The following is a 17551-nucleotide window of genomic DNA, read 5'->3' on the forward strand; positions in this document are numbered from 1 at the left end:
CTATAATCTAATCGAGTAATTTTTTAAAAAATGTTTTATTAGAACCTCTACGTACCCATAATTATACCTTTTTTTAAATATTCTGCTTTAAAAGTATTTGAATCTTAGTAAAACTTGAGCGATTTAAATTCCCTCATAGCACTCTTTTTACGCAAAAACTGGAACCCCTTGATAGATAAGGGTTTGCCAGCTTTCGTTTTACTGAATTCTTTGAAATCCATACTATTCGATACCATTTGGTAACATTTTATAGTCTAAGGCACTTATTTATATTCAATCGTAATTAATCATGTTTAAACAAGCTTAATCATGTTTAATCCGCTTTGACGAAACCAAATATTGGATATAAGCTAATTATCGTAATTAATTATGCGAAAGCGTTCAGGAGGTGAAAGCATTAATATTTCAGAAGTAGCTGAAAAGTTAAACATAACAACAACGGATTATCATTTCCGTAAGCCAAATAAGGAAGACGGAGCTTCTGCTTGGGAGCTTGTTAAACATACTGGGAATCTTGACCTAAATTCTTCTTACAGCTATATCATGTGGTGTGAAATTTTTTCAGATACATCAATTGTAGTTGTGAGAAAGGAAACACAAAAAGTGATTGGTTTTATTTCCGGATTTATTCATCCGGATCAACCTGATACTTTGTTTATTTGGCAGGTAGCTGTTCATTCATCTGAAAGAGGAAATGGGCTGGCAACTAAAATGTTGCTTCAATTGTTAGACCGTGATGCATGTGAAGGTGTTCACTATGTGGAAGCAACTGTTTCACCATCAAATTCACCATCAAAACGTTTGTTTTTAGGTCTTGCCAGAAAGTTCGAAACAAACTGGAAAATCAGTGATTATATTACAACTGATGATTTCCCTGGCACCGGACACGAAGATGAAATGTTGTTTAAAATTGGACCGCTTGAAAAATAATTTAATTAAAGGATGAGAGAATGACAACTGCTGTAATTAATAAAGATAGAATGAAAACGTTTGAAGAATTAGAATCCGCAGTTAGAAGTTACAGCCGTGGTTGGCCTACTGTTTTTACAAAAGCAAAAGGATATAAACTATGGGATGTAGACAATAAAGAATATATTGATTTCTTTGCAGGGGCAGGCGCATTGAATTATGGACATAATGATGCGAAGATGCAGGAGAAAATTATTGAATATATACGGGAAGATGGAATTCTTCATAGCCTCGATATGGGAACGACACCAAGAAAGGAATTTCTTGAAACATTCCAGGAAGTTATACTTACACCTCGTAACCTCGACTATAAAGTTATGTTTCCCGGGCCTACAGGAACGAACTCAGTTGAAAGTGCATTAAAGATTGCTAGAAAAGTAACAGGTCGTGATTCGGTTATCAGCTTTACAAATGCGTTCCACGGAATGACGATTGGTTCGTTATCTGTTACTGGTAACTCATTTAAACGACATGGAGCTGGTGTTCCGCTTCATCATTCAGTTGCAATGCCTTTTGATGATTATGTTGAAGACCAAGATTCTACTGCTTATCTTGAAAAGTTTCTAGAGGATAGTGGGAGTGGTGTTGCCTTACCTGCAGCTATTATTTTAGAAACCGTTCAAGGAGAAGGCGGTATCAATGCAGCCCGTATGGATTGGTTGAAGAAAATTGAAAGCATCTGCAGACGTTGGGATATTCTATTGATTGTTGATGACGTTCAAGCTGGATGTGGAAGAACAGGTACATTCTTTAGCTTTGAACCTGCAGGAATTAACCCAGACATTGTTTGTCTCTCTAAATCTATTGGTGGTTCTGGTCTTCCAATGGCCATTACACTGATCAAACCAGCGTATGATCAGTGGGGACCTGGTGAACATAATGGGACATTCCGTGGTAATAATTTAGCATTTATTACGGCAAAAAAGGCGCTAAGTTTCTGGGAAACAGAGGCGTTTTCTAAAGAAATTAAGCAAAAGGCAAATCTATTGAAAAATAAAATAGATACCATTATTGCCAAGTTTCCAGAGCTTAAAGGGGAAGCACGTGGCAGAGGTCTGATGCAAGGAATTGCAGTACATGCAGACGGCCTTGCAGGTAAAATCTGTGCAGAAGCCTTCGATCGCGGACTTATCGTGGAAACGTCAGGACCAAGTGATGAAGTTGTAAAATTCCTTCCACCACTAGTTATAGATGAAGAAGGGCTTACCAAAGGTTTGGCGATTCTTGAAGATAGTATCGTACAAGTTCTTTCAAAATAACTACAGCATATATATACTAAAACACAGCTAATAAAGGAGAATCTCATTATGATCGTAAAATCACTAGATGACATTATTGGAACAGAAGATGAAACTAAGGGAGATACTTGGGAAAGCCGCCGATTTATTTTAAATAAAGAGGGTGTGGGCTTCAGCTTAAATGATACTATCATCAAAGCTGGTACGAAAAGCTACTTCTGGTACAAAAACCATATCGAAGCGGTTTATTGTATTGAAGGTGAAGGCGAAATTGAAAAAGTTGAAACTGGAGAAGTTTGGCCAATTAAAGCTGGAACTATGTATCTATTAAATGAAAATGACAAACATAATTTAACCGCAAAAACACAAATGCGAATGGTTTGCGTATTTAACCCAGCATTGGTTGGAACTGAGACACATAATGAAGAAGGATTCTATCCATTATTAACTGAATAGAAAACATAAAAAGAACCAGGTAAAAAAAACCTGGTTCTTTTTTATGCATTGTAATGTTGCCAGTCCCCATAACTTTCAAATTCTTCTGTATTTGTTTGAATAACAACATCATTTTTAATAATTCTTTCGTCTCTAGAATCAATGATAAATGAAATCTAGTGTCTCTCCTGGCATAAAGTGGTAACTCCTAAATTTGTGTGGATTATAACATCTGATAACCCTAATAAATAATGAATAAGCAAACAATTATAATATTTTAATTGTTTGCTTATTCAAATTTTAAGAAGACATTAATTTGGGTGAAATATATGCAAAGGTACATAATAAGATAAGTACCCAACAAATAGTACACATACAGGTCAAAAGTTTAAAGGTACAGGAGCTGATGATAATGGAACTTCAATCAAATCCCCAATTATTATGGTTTATTGGGGTCTACGCCTTAATTATGGTTGGATTAGGATTTTATATGTCAAAGAAGATATCGAGCAGTAAAGACTTTATCCTAGCCGGAAAAAGCTTAGGACCATTTGTATTGATGGGTACCTTGCTAGCAACCTGGACAGGGAGTGGAAGCATTTCAGGAGGGGAAACATCTGTTGCCTATAGTTTTGGTATAATCCCTTCCTTCATGTTAATGGTACCGACTGTAATCGGTATTCTTGTACTTTATGTAGCGGCGCCGAAAATCAGGGCATTTGGAAAATATACAATTTCAGGTATTCTTGAAGAAAAATATGGTGTTACAGCCCGCAATCTTGCAAGTATCATTGTACTTTTAGCTTATGTCGGCATCGTTTCTTACCAACTAAAAGGTTTTGGATTCATTCTTAACCTGACAACAGGAATGAGTGTAGAAATCGGTACGATAATAGCTGCAGTCTTAATCATATTTCTTGCGATGATTGGCGGACTTAAATCTGTCTCTCAAACAGATGCACTAAGCGGATTTTTGATGGTTGGCGGTTTATTAATCACTGTACCAACCATTTTCGCAATTGCCGGAGGATGGGATTCTATCGTTGAAAATGTTCCGGACTCTCATCTAACTGCAACAGGAGGATTAACAACAATCCAGCTGATGGGTTATCTGCTTCCTTCCTTATTTCTTTTACTTGGTGACCAAAACATGTATCAACGTTTAGCATCCTCAAAAGGAGATGCATCAGCTAAAAAGGCTCAAATCGGTTGGTTAGTAATAATGATAATTATTTCTCCGTCTATTTCACTAATAGCATTTGCCTCGCGTTCTCTTTTCCCCGATATCGAGCCCGGAATGGCACTAATGGCAACAACCCTTGCACTGCCGTTATGGATAGGTGGTATTTTACTCGCAGCAGCTGCTGCCTTTATCATTACAACTGGTAACTCCTATTTACTTTCTGCTGCAACAAATTTGACTTATGATATATATGGAAAGTATATTAATCGGAATGCGTCAGATAAAAAACAATTAAGAATGACAAAAGTGTTTATCGTGATCCTTGGTGCATTGGCATATTTATTGATCCGCTTTTTCCCAACTGTATTAGAAGTCCAAATGTATGCTTATACTGTTTATGGTGCAGGAATTACACCAGCCGTATTAGCTGTATTTTTCTGGAAACGTGTGAATGCGTCTGGTGGTATTTCTTCCATGATTACTGGTGTTGTAACAACATTAGTGTGGGAAATTGTGCTTAATAGACCTTTTGAATTAAACAGTGCAGTCATTTCAGTTCCAGCTGCGTTTATCGTATTAATAGTTGTAACATTAGCAACACAAAAGGAAAAAATGTAATTATCGATAGGAGTGTCAAAATATGCGAGAACGTTTAGCATCCGTAACAGCTTGGATGAACAAAAATAATATAGCAGCAGCATTTGTGAATTCAACCGAGAATGTATTCTATTTATCTAATTTCTACACCGACCCACATGAACGACTCATGGGAATTTTCGTATTCAAACAAGCGCAACCATTGTTTGTCCTGCCAGCGATGGAAGCAGGTCAATTAAAAGATGCCGGTTGGGAGTACGAGATCATCGGGTATTCGGATCATGAAAACCCATGGGAACTAATTAAAACTTCCCTTGAAACAAGAGATCTTGCCAAAGCGGAATCAGTTGCCATTGAAAAAGAATTTCTATCCTACGGACGGAGTGAAGCCTTCCTTGCTTTTTTCCCGGAAGCGAAGGTAGTTTCAGTGGAAGATAAACTAAATGAAATGCGTGTAGTAAAAGATGAAAAAGAAATTGCTATTATTCGTCGTGCAGCTAAGATGGCTGATTTTGGAGTCCAGGTAGGTGTAGATGCCCTTAAGGAAGGGATTAGTGAAATGGAAGTTTTAGCAAAAATTGAATTTGAACTGAAGAAAAAAGGGATCCGTGAAATGTCTTTTTCGACCATGGTTCTATTTGGTGAACAATCCGGTGATCCGCACGGTAACCCAGGCGATCGAAAGTTGAAAGCCGGTGACGTGGTTTTATTCGATTTAGGGGTTATACTTGACGGATATTGTTCTGATATCACTCGTACAGTTGCTTTTAAATCAGTCACAGAAAAACAAAAAGAAATCTATAATACGGTGTTAAAAGCCGAGCTGGCTTCCTTAGAATTAAGTAAACCAGGCACTCGCATTGGAGATTTAGACAAAATTGCACGGGATTTGATTACCGAAGCAGGATATGGCGACTACTTCCCACATCGCATCGGACATGGTATGGGAATAAACGTCCATGAATTTCCTTCCATGAGCCACTTAAATGATGGAATAGTAAGAGAAGGAATGGTATATACGATTGAACCTGGCATTTATTTACCAGGAATAGGTGGAGTAAGAATAGAAGATGATGTGCTTGTTACGGCAGATGGTTTTGAAACACTGACCAAATTTCCGAAAGAACTGCAAATAATTGAATAATATAATCAAGAAAAGTGCAATGTTTATATGATGAGGTCCGCATTGGCGCTATCCTGTCTCCTCTAATAAATCCAGTATCCCTAAAAGTTTGTAGAGTTGTACACTATAAATGTGCGAAGGAAGCTTCTAGTGGAGCGAGAGCATCTCAGAATCGAGCGACTGCTACTTCAAATCGCACGGGTAACACCGCTATTCAAGTGACAACTTCTAAGCAAAATTGCTGCCACCCGAAGTTGCATCCATTCGAAGCAGTTTGATATAAAACGTTGCTTCCTTTCAGCTTTGGCAAAACACCCACCCTCTTCTTAAAATTTACGAATATCTTCATTTTCCGATTTTCCATTACCCCTTTTTATAACAAACAAAATAAAATATATAATACCAATAAAAACAAACCCAATTCCTAATCCTTCTATCCATCTTGGCCCATAAAACCCATCAAAATAAGTAAGGGTGAAAAGTAATGTGCCAATCGTAATATAGATAGCAGAAACAACTTCTCTCATCGATTTGATCACTCCCCATTTTTATTTTACTTCAACATTTAATTCCTCTGCTTCATGGTAAAACTGTTTTTTATTCGGCTTTAATACTGAAAATGTAAAGACAATAGATGAAAGCAACATGACAATTGCCAATGCGACAATCGTCAGCCTTAATGAAACAAGGTCTCCCGCAACCCCGATTGCCAGAATAAATACTACTTGAACAGCACTTTGGATTAACTGGTAAATGCTTGTAACTCTCCCCATTATTTCAACAGGAACATTGTTTTGGTAGAAAGTCATGATTCCTGCATTTAAGAACACATTAAAGAAACCCAGGATTACAAATCCAACAACAATTGATGCAAAAGACCACGAGAATGCATAGATTACATAACCAACTGTCATCATGATCAGACCAATTGTAATCATATACCTAAGGGAAATTTTATTTGAAAAAATCGATAATAAAATTGCACCGATAACAGAACCAATTCCAGTTATACTAATCAACAGACTATAGTCAAATTCAGACAGTCCGATTACTTGTTGGGTAAAAACGACTTCTTGTGCATCCATTGCAAAAGAGAAAATCATAATAATAATAAATCCAAGATAGACAAATGATACATATTTATTTTCTGACATGTACTTCTTAACGACCGTAAAGTCACGAATCACTTGTGACACAGTCAATGTTGGAATCGTTTCTTTATCAATGTTTTCTTTTTCAGGAAGAAATAATAATAAAATTGCTGAAATCACAAAGAATATTGCAGTAAGCCATAATGTTACTTCAACAGAAGTTAATAATATGAGTGAACCACCAATTGCAGGACCAATAATAAATGCTCCGGAACTTGCAAATGAGCGAATCGAGTTAAAGCGTTTTCTTTTTTCCTTTGGAATAAGAATGGCAACATATGTCATTGATGATGGATTAAAAAAGCCTTTGCCACACTTAAGACAACCAGGATCCCATAAATTACCACCATGTTTGGGGCTAATGGAATCAGGCAGATGAACACCGCTCGGATGATGTATGTTACCATCATTACTTTTCTTTTGCTTCGGTAATCAATAAAACTTCCTGTCCAGAGCTTTGTTACAATATTTGTTAATGGGCCAATAATCCAAAGCCCCGCAACAGCTGCCGCTGAACCTGTGAGTTGAAATACAATAATATTAATCACAACCAAGTAAATAAAGTCCCCAATACTTGAAATCCCAATCGACGACAATAATATCGTTGGATCTTTCCAGCCTTTTAAGCTTTTTACCATACACAGTCTCTCCATTATGTATTTTTAGGTAAGCATAGCATATAACTGCTTATATCATTTAGCTGAACAGGCCAACTATTTTACTATTCAACCTAAGCGTATATCTTTTCACAACATTTATATTTATTTTAACATAAACATTCAGTATACATTGCAAAACAAAATAGAAATTAAGAACAGTTCAAATCACATACGAGCCAACAAAAAAATGACCATCAATCTGCTTAGATGGTCATTTTACTTTTTAGAAACATTTCCGATAGCACGGGAAACTATATTTAAACACTTGAACTTTCTTTCAATTGAATGGTTGTAATGCAGGTATTGTCACCCTCAAACGTGGAAAACTCTGATTCTGCAGTTTTCCCATTATGTGAAATTTCTACATGAAACGTCTTGTCACGCGGTAGCCACAGATCGATAAATCCATTTGGCATTGAATTCATTGTCTCGTCCACTATTACATTGCCATCCATGTCTTCAATCAATACGCTGAACGCTTCATCCACCATTTCTCCCTGGCAACCGGTTAAGCTATGAATTTCACATGGATGTGTTTGCTCAACATATGGTGCGATGGAAACAAAGAACTCATCTTCAGGCAAATCATAGGTTAACTGGTTTTCGTCACTGTCAGTCACAATGAGATCATGAGACGTAATTGATGCAGATTCAGAAGTTTTTTCACCTATACTGTAATCATTTACCAATTGCTTCATATCTTGTGTTTCGCTTTCTTCTTTCACACTTTCTTCACCATTTGCCGAATATATATATACTCCAAATCCAACAACAACCAATACCGTAAATACTGAGATTATTCTTTTCATTTATTTTCATCATCCTATCTTTTATTTCAGTGGTTAATTCTATTAAAACATTTTCTGCCCATCAAATTGCACCTGACTTATGTATACTTTCTTACAAATTTATTTTCCCTACTTTTTAGAAACATGGTAATTGAATTGCTCCATCTCCTGTTTGAAACTATTTAGATTTTAAGGATGATGAACGTGGACGGAACGCAAGGACTTGCCCATTCTTCTTATCATTAAAAATACCTTTTAGTCTGGAAATCACCCATGCCCCCTGTGAACCGAGGAGACTCAACAAATAATCGACACCAGCAGGGCTTCCAAAGACCCATCTGTCTAGAGGCTTATCATCGAATTCGGGATGGGTAATTTGATAATACACATCAATTCTTATCATTTCATTCATGATATTGTCACTGGCAGCATTGAATATATAGTAATCCTGAAGATGATTATTTTTCACCACCCCAAGTCCGAGTATTTTTATCAGATCATAATCAATCGAATGATTATCCACGCCATACAGCCGCTCCACTTTATGATCAATATATCCTGTTTCTGTTATGACTTCATAATCAATTCCATCAACAAGTTCGGTGGCATCAACATAAAATAGGTTTGTTTGCTTCATATTCATTTAAAACCCTCCTGGAAATTCATAAATACTTAGCCCTCATGAAAATACACTATTATACATATTATTGATTTTAGCAGAAGGGTTATACATATTAGCGCTCAGGACAAGCGTTTGAGTATTTAGTAACCATTGTACTTTTGTGTCAACCTTGCTTTTTTAGTTGGTTTATATGTTAATTATAGGCTACCATAGTCATATTGTGATTAAATTCACATAAATGTCGAAATAATTGCTTAGCAGGAAACCCTGCTCAGTCAATCTTTAGTAATTGTGCATTTACCGCACATATAATCGTACTTAGTGACATAACTACTGCCCCAATAGCCGGGGTTATAACAATTCCAATATTAATTAAAATACCTGCCGCTAATGGAATGGCAATAATGTTATACCCTGCAGCCCAACCTAGGTTTTGAACCATTTTTCGATGACTGGCTTTGGATAATTTAACGATATTTAAAATATCCTTAGGATTACTATTCACTAAAACTACGTCAGCTGTTTCAATGGCAACATCTGTACCTGTTCCAATAGCAATTCCTAAATCCGCTTCCGCTAAAGCAGGTGCATCATTAATTCCATCACCAATCATTGCAACTTTTTTACCACCCTGCTTTAAATCCTTTACATTATTCGATTTTTCGTGTGGCAAAACTTCTGCAATTATCTTTGAGATCCCTAACGCTTCACCGACATAATTTGCCACCCTGGTATTATCTCCTGTCATCATAACCGTTTCTATCCCACGATCATTTAATTCTTTGATCACTTGATATGAAGACTCTCTAATAATATCTGCTAAAGCAATCATCCCTTGAAGCACATTATCCTTTAAAACAAAGACAACTGTTTTTCCCTGTTGCGCCAGTTGATCAAATGCTTTCTCATCATATGAAATATTGTTCGAGCTCATCGCCCCAGGACTGACAACTGCAATTTCCTCACCATTTACTTCTGCAACCAGTCCTTTACCAGTTAAATTTTTATAATTTTTCACATCGTAAGCATCTAATTTACGCGCTTTTCCTTCTTTTACAATTCCTTTTGCGATTGGATGATCTGATTGGGTTTCCACTGAGTAAGCTAATTTTAATAACTCTTCTTCACTCACATTACTGCTCGGGTGAAGATCAGTAACCCCAAAGTTCCCTTCTGTTAAGGTACCTGTTTTATCAAACACAACACGATCCACCTTCCATCCACTTTCAAAAGGTGTACGATTACGAATCAGCAATCCCTTTTTAGCTGCAATGGATGTTGATCTTGAAGTTACCAATGGCCCTGCTAAACCGAGAGCATGTGGACAGGCTATAATTAAAACAGTTACCATTCTTTCCAGAGCAAATTCGAAATCTCCTGTTGTTGCCCAATAAGCTAACGTAATTATCCCAACAATTATTGCAACATAAAATAACCATTTAGCAGCACTGTCAGCAAATCCCTGGGCTTTTGATTTTGTTTTTTCAGCATCACTTACTAATTTAATAACCTGGGAAAGGTAGGTGTCTTCTCCGGTTTTGCTAACTTTAATTTTTAACACACCATCACCATTAACTGCTCCACCAATCGCTTCCATGCCGGGTGATTTTTCTACAGGGACTGACTCACCGGTTAACATAGATTCATCGACAGACGATTCCCCTTCAAATATTTCCCCATCAAGTGGAATTTTTTCCCCGGATTTAACTAAAATCTGATCCCCGGGATGCAAATCCTCAACCGTTACTTCTACAATATTTCCGGATTCATCTATTTTATGAGCTTCCTTCGGCATTAGTTTAATTAGTTCCTCCAATGCTTTTGAAGCACCCATAATGGATTTCATTTCAATCCAGTGACCTAGCAGCATGATAACTATTAATGTTGCCAATTCAAAAAAGAAATCACTGCCCTCGATAAAGAATGCTGTTAATGTACTGTACACATAGGATGTTACGATAGCTAAAGAAATTAACATCATCATTCCAGGCGTTTTCTCTTTAAGTTCCTCCCATGCTCCCAGTAAAAACGGTTTTCCACCATAGAAAAACACAATTGTGGAAAGTATGAATAATAATAAGATATCACCGGTAAAGTTGACTTCATATCCAAAAAGCATTTGAATCATTTCAGACAAATATGAAATTGGTATAGCCAAAATAAGAGATACCCGGAAACGTTTCTTAAAATCTTCAATCATGTGTCCATGATGATCCCCATGTCCTCCGTGACCACCATGCCCGGAATGTTCGTTGTGATCCTGGTGTTCGTGATGGTTATGATGTTCATGTTGTTCATAGTTATGTTCATGCTCATCATGATGATGTTCATGCCCTTTATCCTCATTATGATTATGATGTTTTGCCATTGTTTTCTCTCCTTTTTCAAAAGTGTACTGGAGGAATTAACCTTTATATTTTATACCATATCATACTATACCTCTGTTAGGTATTATTTGAACTTAAAATTTCACTGGCTATTGAAAAGAGGTATAGAAGAACCTGTGGGGAAAATCTCCGCAGGTCCTTCCTGTTTGAATATATTCTTGAAATCATTCGAAAAAAACTTCCTATCTGCTTATTCAATCGCAAATAGATTATTAAAGGATTCACTCATTACCGGATGATTATATACTTGATCTCTCAAATAAGTATATGGAGCGTCCAAATCCATTGCCAGTTTCACCAGGTTGATTAATTCCGGTGATTCTGGACCAAACAGTGTAGCACCAAGAATTTTATCTTTTTTTTTATCGATGACGACTTTAAACAGTCCCCGCAAATCATCTATGACATGTGCTCGCGGATGGGACGCTACAGATAATTTACCTCCAGCAATTTCATAGCCCTTATCCTCTGCTTCTTTTGCAGTCATGCCTACTCTTGATAAAGGAGGATCGATAAATACAGAATACGGAACATTTTTCCTGGCCATTAGTGAATATTCTTTGTCACCAAATAAATAGTTCATAACAATACGATAGTCATCCAGGGAGATATACGTGAATTGCATCCCGCCTTTCACGTCACCAAGCGCCCATACATTGTCAACCTTTGTTTCCAGATGGTCATTGACCTTAATGGCTCCTTTTTCCGTAAGTTCAATCGAAGTATTCTCAAGACCAAGATGCTCCACATTAGGTTTGCGGCCAGTAGCAAGCAGCACTGCATTAGCAATCAAATCTTCACCATTGGATAACGCTAACTTGACTTCATCTTCACTTTTCTCTTCAACTTCCTCTGCTTTTGCTCCAAAAATGAACTGTATCCCTTTTTCTTCCAATACCTTTTGTACTTCTGCAGCAATTTCCGAATCTTCATAAGGCAACAGCTTATCCTCCGGTGTAATTACGGATACCTCTGATCCGAAATTTTGATACATCGAGGCATATTCCAGTCCTATATACCCTCCCCCGATAATTGCTAATTTTTTTGGCAGTTGTTTGCGATTGATCAGGGTTGTACTCGTATAGACCTTATCTGAAGAAAGGTCGCCCTTCAAAGGAGGAATGTTACTTGTTGCACCTGTGTTGATAAAAATATGCTCAGCAGTTAAAATTTCCCTTTTTCCATCCAATTCTATTTCCACTTCTTTATCTGAGCGGAATTTGGCTTCCGATACGTGAATGGTGACCTGGTCATTATCGGCAAGACTTTTGTAATTATTTTCCCGCAGTTTTTCCACTACCTTATCTTTTCGTTCAATCGCATCTGGATATGGCATTTTCATCAGCCCATCATGGACAAGTACTTTTGTAGGGATACATGCAATGTTGATACAAGTTCCTCCATACATGTTAGGATCCTTCTCAATCATTGCTACCTTCCAGCCTTTGTTGGCAAGTTCCCCGGCCAATGTTTTTCCAGCTTTTCCAAAACCAATTATTATTGCGTCATATGTTAACAATTGATAAATTCTCCTTTTTAATTTGAATCATAAATTTATTCTATTAGTACTATACCCATTTAGGGTATAATAAAAACTAATATAACTTTCTGACGCTTAAAATGTAGTTGATAGATAATGATGATGGAAGACTTTAGAAAGAAATGAAGGAACACTTATAATGAGGATATATTACAGGGGGTAAATACTGTTGTTTTGAAACTTCCTAATCAAGTAAGGGCATCACTCAATCAAGCGGTAATACTGCTGATTCGGGCGGCAGCATCTCTAAATAGATTTGCTGTCGCCCGACGTTCCATCCACTCGAAGCAGTGTATGATATAATACATTACTTCCTTTTTCGATATCCTTTTCTAAAGAAAGTTCCTTTGGATTATGGCTGATTCCATCTACTGATTTAACAAAAATCATGCCAACAGGAAAACGATCTTTAAATTGCATCCCGTCATGACCAGCACCACTTGGCAGGGATACGACTTCTTCTCCTATTTCCCGAATGCTTTCCTGTATAGCTGTTTGAATATCCTCATCACACTGGACTGGTGCTATACGTTGTAACTCAGATACTTGTAATTCCAGCTCTCTCTTCGTTGTAATTTTTCCCGCAAATTGTTTAATCATTTGTTCGATGTTATTTCGCTGGCTTTCATCAATACTTCTAATGTCAATGGTCCACTCAACCTCACCTGGAATAACGTTAACGCCATTTGGTTTGATTGTCATTTTCCCGACAGTTGCAACTGCAGGTGGAAACTGTTTCGCAATTTTTTCCGTTTCAGCGATAATTAGGCTCGCTGCTGTTAAGGCATCATGCCGCTGGTTCATTGGAGTTGCCCCAGCATGTTCAGCCAGGCCTTTCAAATGGAACTTGAGCCATAATGGGCCTGCTATACCAGTGACATTTCCAACCCCGACATGATTACTCTCGAGAACCTTCCCCTGTTCGATATGAATCTCAAGATATGCTTTCACATTTACTAATTTTGCACTTTCCAGCGGTCTCTCTTTCAGTCCAAAATTTTTCATCGCCTGCTGTATGGAAATACCGGAATCATCCTCTCTTAATAAATCCTCTGCTTTTAATGTACCTGCAACTGTGCGACTCCCAATCATGCCATATCCGAACCTGCTGCCTTCTTCATCTTTAAATGAAATAACTCTGACGGGATGCTTCAGCTGGATTCCATTTTCTTTTATTGTGTGCATCACTTCAATTGCAGATAAAACACCCAGTGCTCCATCATATTTTCCGCCATCAGGAACGGTATCAATATGAGAACCCAGAAGGATAACCGGTAAGTTTTCCGCCCCATCCATACTACCTATTAAGTTACCTACCGCATCATAATAGACAGATAGCCCTGCTTCTTCCATATATTGTTCAACTAATTTATTTGCTTCCTTCTCTTCATCCGTAAAAGAAAAACGGTTCATGCCGCCATTTGGATTTCTCCCAATTTTGGACAAGTCCTCTAAATTACTGGATAACCGCTTCATATTAATCATTTTTTGTCCTCCAATTTAAAACGGAAATGACAGTTTCCTTCTTTTAAAATATATTTTTCATGCTCAACCTCAAAATCAGGATTATAGCCTTGCGCAACAGCGGGATCAATCATCTGACAGTAAAGAATGCCATATTTATGCATGTCATCATCAGCCCATTGCTGTCCAAATGGGCAAACGGTAAAGTTTTGCTCTATTTCATTCTCTTTATAATCTGTTGTAAAGTTAAATAACTCACTTCTGCCCATATCATAATTAGTCAAATAGTTTTCTCTCGTATTGTCCTCACCATTGGCCCGTGCCCGCTGTGCAATACCACGACCACGTTCCTCACCAAATGTTCGAACCCCTTCTCGAACAGTGTTCTCACCTTTTTCTCCAAATCTATCAACAACCGATTTACTGATTTGTGCAAATAGCTTGGCCATTAAAGCATAAATAGTCTGATCCTCATATTGATTCTGTGTCTGATGGTCATTAGGGATATAGTTGAATAATCTATGATTTTCCCCATCAACTGTAGCTTGCTTTCCAATTTCCTCCGCATCTTTATATCCGAAATTTCCCACACCCTGCTGAATCAATGTTTTTCCTTTTTCTCCAAACGCTGAAACTACTGATTTTTCCACATGTGTAAAAAGCTTCGCAGTTATAGCGTACATCGATACTGGTGGAATATTAATCTTCTGTTTACCCAAATTAATCACATCCTTGTTTATATTTATTCATTAATAGTTGCTTCTTCTTTTAATGCTGACGCTTTTTCATTCACTTGTACATGTTCACTTAAAATATGGTTCAGCCTGTCTTTCATTTCATCCGAAGTAATGACACAGCTTGTGAAATAGAATTTTGTCTTAACCTTCAATTGATAACCTTCATTTGCCTCTGCCGAAAATCCGTAAAACTTGTGATTGACGTCAATACGTACAAATTCAAATGATTTTATTTTATTCCATGCAACAAATCGACTCCCGCTTAGCAAGCCATCCTCTACCACTGCAAAAAGATTGAGTATGTTATAAGAATTGACTATTGGCAGTAGTAATAACAAGTATAATGACGAATCAAATAGTTGGAAAAACACTCCTAATAAAAACATAATAATTACAAAAAGGAGTATCAAAGAATAAATAATGATTCCAACTTTTTGCTTAGAATATACCGGGAAATCTACTGGTTTGTCAGGATGTTTTCTAATGGCTGCAATATCTTCATTTATTTTCGGCAATATAAATTTTTGCTTCATTTTTACGAGGACTTGAATAAACTTATAGCTAAAGTACCCGATGACAATTAAGAACAATATATCCATGAATAACTTCAATCAAATCAGTCCTTTTAAACTTTTTGAATCTTTAAGGGGTCATTTGCTTAAAGATTATTTCACATTTTCTATAACCTACCTCCACTTTACCATATATTCCAAATATTTAAATCAGATTCATTTCTGAACCATTAACAAAGAAAAAGCACAAATACTTTTCCCGTACATGCGCCATAAATTTGGAAGTCTCTTCTCCTATATACGTTTACATGCTAAATGATAACCGTTTTATGAGAAACATCCCCTTCAAGAATGAGCTCCTTTTTCCCATCCTCCATCTTTACAATAGACAGACTTGTCCCATCTATAACAGGAGGGATCCAAAGCTTGGTAAGTGAGTTATTTTTACAAATCATTTGCAATATCTTTACGACAACGCCATGGGTAACAATCAGCAGATTGCCTGACTGGTAAGTTTCTTCAAGACTCTTTAATATAGATTCCAGTCTTGTTATTACATCCTGAAAATTTTCAGCTCCATCATCACGCCAATACTTATTTGGAAGATGAAGGTAACATTCATAGTTGTATGGGTCCATCGCCTTTATTTGATCGATTGTTTTCCCTTGCCAGCTCCCTAGGTGTATTTCCATTAACCTTTCGTCTGTTTCAAAGGGTAAGGGACGATCCCCCATCAGGAATTCTGCAGTATGAACAGCTCTGGTACTAGGACTTGAAATCACAGATTCAAATTCTGTAGATGCCAATTTCCTGCCTAATAATCCGGCATGGTAAATACCCTGAGCTGTTAATTTAGAATCCAACCGGCCCTGCATTCTATTTTGTACATTCCATTCTGTTTCACCATGTCTGGCGACATATAAATTCAACACGGGGATTCCCCCTAAAGTTTATTAAAATAATTACCTGCGATTTCTTTAATCCTTCTTTCGCTTTCAATAGGATACGTAATTAAAAAGGAAGTGGATGGTCCCCCAGATTTCAGCAGATCAATCTCGGAAGCTGGTGTTATCTTACTCCTGTAAAACCCGGGATACATACGTTTTAATTCACTAAGAACTCCTTTTGACCCAACTGGCCATACCATTACATCCTGAAGATCACAAATTTCTTTAAAAATTGATAATGGAGCAATGTCATCAGCCTGAACGACTACCTCATCTCCAACCAGCGGCAATCCAATCAAGGCAGCTTTCTTATCCTGCAGGTCCTTTTGTTTAACAGAATTCAGGGCTGGTTTTTTCCCAATTATATTGATTCCAATTGCTGATTGGGATAATGAAAAATTGGTTTCAGAACTTCCTGTGATCGGAATATTTTCCATACGAAGTTCTGACAGTCCCCTTTGAACTCCGGAAGTAAGCTCATCCCATGCTTCATTTCCGCAAAAGTTTTGGATTACTACCGAAACCGGACTAGCTCCAGCTGCCATACATTCCATTATCGCAACTCTTAATGAATAGTAGCTGACAGTTTCATATGGAACTGTAACATTATCCAGTTCTTTCATTCCAATCGATCCACTGTTATCTGTTGTAATCACAAGCATTTCTTCCCCGTTAAATGGAATGACTACTGCATCTCTCATCCCTTCACTTCTCCTCTATGATATGTCCCTTTTAAAATAGGATTTAAACGGGGAACGGCGATGAACGCGATCGCTGTATTTAGTGCAGAACCAATTAATAAGGAAGGTACAAGCGCGATATAATACGTAAAATCAAATAAGAAAATAAAAGGCAATGGCGCAACAAATGCATTGCCGATCAGGAATACAGTTCCAGCTAAGATCTTCTTTCCATATTTATAAAGCGCAGCGAATAAGGAAACAAGCAAAGCCATTTCCAGTGCGATTATAAAATGAAGGGGGCCTAATGGCATTCCGCCAATAAGTGCAGACATCATATGGCCCAAGCCACCAACGACAGCACCGGCTCCACTTCCAAAGAATACTGCAGCAAGTAATGCTGGAAAAGCGTCCAATGCCACACTCCCAATAATTGCGGGTACCTTTATAGCCGCTCCTATTACAGATAAGGCGATAAATAATGCTAATAAGCTCATTTTTCGTACGTTCATTTTATCT

General features: G+C 37.3%; 18 protein-coding genes. 5 read left to right on the forward strand and 13 right to left on the reverse strand.

Annotated features, from left to right (window positions below; translation table 11 throughout):
- Positions 1–369 precede the first annotated feature (369 nt).
- The 5 genes from ectA (at position 370) to CIL05_RS19140 (ending at position 5566) form a co-directional block, all read left to right on the forward strand.
- Positions 370–930: a diaminobutyrate acetyltransferase gene (gene ectA, locus CIL05_RS19120; RefSeq protein ID WP_095657133.1), complete on the forward strand. Its 561-nt coding sequence runs from the start codon at positions 370–372 to the stop codon at positions 928–930.
- A 20-nt stretch (positions 931–950) separates the two neighbouring features.
- Positions 951–2228, forward strand: a complete 1278-nt coding sequence (ectB, locus tag CIL05_RS19125; RefSeq protein ID WP_095657134.1) for a diaminobutyrate--2-oxoglutarate transaminase — start codon at positions 951–953, stop codon at positions 2226–2228.
- A 48-nt stretch (positions 2229–2276) separates the two neighbouring features.
- Positions 2277–2663: an ectoine synthase gene (locus tag CIL05_RS19130; RefSeq protein ID WP_095657135.1), complete on the forward strand. Its 387-nt coding sequence runs from the start codon at positions 2277–2279 to the stop codon at positions 2661–2663.
- Positions 2664–3054: 391 nt separating this feature from the next.
- Positions 3055–4443, forward strand: a complete 1389-nt coding sequence (locus CIL05_RS19135; protein ID WP_095657136.1) for a sodium:solute symporter family protein — start codon at positions 3055–3057, stop codon at positions 4441–4443.
- Positions 4444–4465: 22 nt separating this feature from the next.
- Entirely contained in the window at positions 4466–5566 is a 1101-nt protein-coding gene (locus tag CIL05_RS19140; RefSeq protein ID WP_095657137.1) for a M24 family metallopeptidase, read from the forward strand.
- A gap of 305 nt (positions 5567–5871) precedes the next feature.
- Here the strand turns inward: CIL05_RS19140 and CIL05_RS19145 are convergent, their stop codons facing one another.
- The 13 genes from CIL05_RS19145 to CIL05_RS19200 all read right to left on the reverse strand — a co-directional run bounded on the left by CIL05_RS19145 (position 5872) and on the right by CIL05_RS19200 (position 17544).
- A complete protein-coding gene (locus CIL05_RS19145) occupies positions 5872–6072 on the reverse strand; it encodes a hypothetical protein (RefSeq protein ID WP_095657138.1) in 201 nt (66 codons plus the stop codon).
- Positions 6073–6093: 21 nt separating this feature from the next.
- Positions 6094–6981, reverse strand: coding sequence for an MFS transporter (locus CIL05_RS19150; protein WP_338066956.1), 888 nt, complete (start codon positions 6979–6981; stop codon positions 6094–6096).
- A complete protein-coding gene (locus CIL05_RS22885) occupies positions 6978–7334 on the reverse strand; it encodes an MFS transporter (RefSeq protein ID WP_338066957.1) in 357 nt (118 codons plus the stop codon). Before CIL05_RS22885 ends, CIL05_RS19150 begins: the two co-directional genes overlap by 4 nt.
- Positions 7335–7612: 278 nt before the next feature.
- Positions 7613–8164: a CueP family metal-binding protein gene (locus tag CIL05_RS19155; protein ID WP_095657139.1), complete on the reverse strand. Its 552-nt coding sequence runs from the start codon at positions 8162–8164 to the stop codon at positions 7613–7615.
- A 157-nt stretch (positions 8165–8321) separates the two neighbouring features.
- On the reverse strand, positions 8322–8786 hold the full coding sequence (locus tag CIL05_RS19160; RefSeq protein ID WP_095657140.1) for a hypothetical protein: 465 nt from the start codon (positions 8784–8786) through the stop codon (positions 8322–8324).
- 250 nt (positions 8787–9036) lie between these two features.
- Positions 9037–11133, reverse strand: coding sequence for a copper-translocating P-type ATPase (locus tag CIL05_RS19165; protein ID WP_095657141.1), 2097 nt, complete (start codon positions 11131–11133; stop codon positions 9037–9039).
- Positions 11134–11342: 209 nt separating this feature from the next.
- Positions 11343–12671 carry an FAD-containing oxidoreductase gene (locus tag CIL05_RS19170; RefSeq protein WP_095657142.1) on the reverse strand — a complete coding sequence of 443 codons (1329 nt, stop codon included), beginning with the start codon at positions 12669–12671 and terminating at the stop codon, positions 11343–11345.
- Between the two features lie 267 nt (positions 12672–12938).
- Positions 12939–14177 carry a Zn-dependent hydrolase gene (locus CIL05_RS19175; protein WP_095657143.1) on the reverse strand — a complete coding sequence of 413 codons (1239 nt, stop codon included), beginning with the start codon at positions 14175–14177 and terminating at the stop codon, positions 12939–12941.
- Entirely contained in the window at positions 14174–14875 is a 702-nt protein-coding gene (locus tag CIL05_RS19180; RefSeq protein ID WP_240510240.1) for an L-2-amino-thiazoline-4-carboxylic acid hydrolase, read from the reverse strand. The genes CIL05_RS19175 and CIL05_RS19180 overlap by 4 nt, the downstream gene beginning before the upstream one ends.
- Before the next feature lie 23 nt (positions 14876–14898).
- Positions 14899–15504, reverse strand: a complete 606-nt coding sequence (locus CIL05_RS19185) for a hypothetical protein (protein ID WP_133065312.1) — start codon at positions 15502–15504, stop codon at positions 14899–14901.
- A gap of 212 nt (positions 15505–15716) precedes the next feature.
- Positions 15717–16337 carry a histidine phosphatase family protein gene (locus CIL05_RS19190; RefSeq protein ID WP_095657145.1) on the reverse strand — a complete coding sequence of 207 codons (621 nt, stop codon included), beginning with the start codon at positions 16335–16337 and terminating at the stop codon, positions 15717–15719.
- A gap of 11 nt (positions 16338–16348) precedes the next feature.
- A complete protein-coding gene (locus CIL05_RS19195) occupies positions 16349–17053 on the reverse strand; it encodes an ATP-binding protein (RefSeq protein WP_095657146.1) in 705 nt (234 codons plus the stop codon).
- On the reverse strand, positions 17050–17544 hold the full coding sequence (locus tag CIL05_RS19200) for an ECF transporter S component (RefSeq protein WP_095657147.1): 495 nt from the start codon (positions 17542–17544) through the stop codon (positions 17050–17052). The genes CIL05_RS19195 and CIL05_RS19200 overlap by 4 nt, the downstream gene beginning before the upstream one ends.
- Between the last annotated feature and the right edge of the window lie 7 nt (positions 17545–17551).

Origin of the sequence: Virgibacillus profundi (assembly GCF_002287375.1) — a bacterium.
In the GTDB taxonomy this organism is placed as follows: domain Bacteria; phylum Bacillota; class Bacilli; order Bacillales; family Amphibacillaceae; genus Virgibacillus_K; species Virgibacillus_K profundi.

Coding starts and splice junctions, on each gene's coding strand:
- CIL05_RS19135 (WP_095657136.1), top strand. CDS start 3,055: ATGGAACTTCAATCAAATCCCCAATTATTATGGTTTATTGGGGTCTAC.
- CIL05_RS19165 (WP_095657141.1), bottom strand. CDS start 11,133: ATGGCAAAACATCATAATCATAATGAGGATAAAGGGCATGAACATCAT.
- ectA (WP_095657133.1), top strand. CDS start 370: ATGCGAAAGCGTTCAGGAGGTGAAAGCATTAATATTTCAGAAGTAGCT.
- CIL05_RS19195 (WP_095657146.1), bottom strand. CDS start 17,053: ATGAGAGATGCAGTAGTCATTCCATTTAACGGGGAAGAAATGCTTGTG.
- CIL05_RS22885 (WP_338066957.1), bottom strand. CDS start 7,334: ATGGTAAAAAGCTTAAAAGGCTGGAAAGATCCAACGATATTATTGTCG.
- CIL05_RS19130 (WP_095657135.1), top strand. CDS start 2,277: ATGATCGTAAAATCACTAGATGACATTATTGGAACAGAAGATGAAACT.
- CIL05_RS19175 (WP_095657143.1), bottom strand. CDS start 14,177: ATGATTAATATGAAGCGGTTATCCAGTAATTTAGAGGACTTGTCCAAA.
- CIL05_RS19140 (WP_095657137.1), top strand. CDS start 4,466: ATGCGAGAACGTTTAGCATCCGTAACAGCTTGGATGAACAAAAATAAT.
- ectB (WP_095657134.1), top strand. CDS start 951: ATGACAACTGCTGTAATTAATAAAGATAGAATGAAAACGTTTGAAGAA.
- CIL05_RS19145 (WP_095657138.1), bottom strand. CDS start 6,072: ATGAGAGAAGTTGTTTCTGCTATCTATATTACGATTGGCACATTACTT.
- CIL05_RS19155 (WP_095657139.1), bottom strand. CDS start 8,164: ATGAAAAGAATAATCTCAGTATTTACGGTATTGGTTGTTGTTGGATTT.
- CIL05_RS19200 (WP_095657147.1), bottom strand. CDS start 17,544: ATGAACGTACGAAAAATGAGCTTATTAGCATTATTTATCGCCTTATCT.
- CIL05_RS19160 (WP_095657140.1), bottom strand. CDS start 8,786: ATGAATATGAAGCAAACAAACCTATTTTATGTTGATGCCACCGAACTT.
- CIL05_RS19150 (WP_338066956.1), bottom strand. CDS start 6,981: ATGACATATGTTGCCATTCTTATTCCAAAGGAAAAAAGAAAACGCTTT.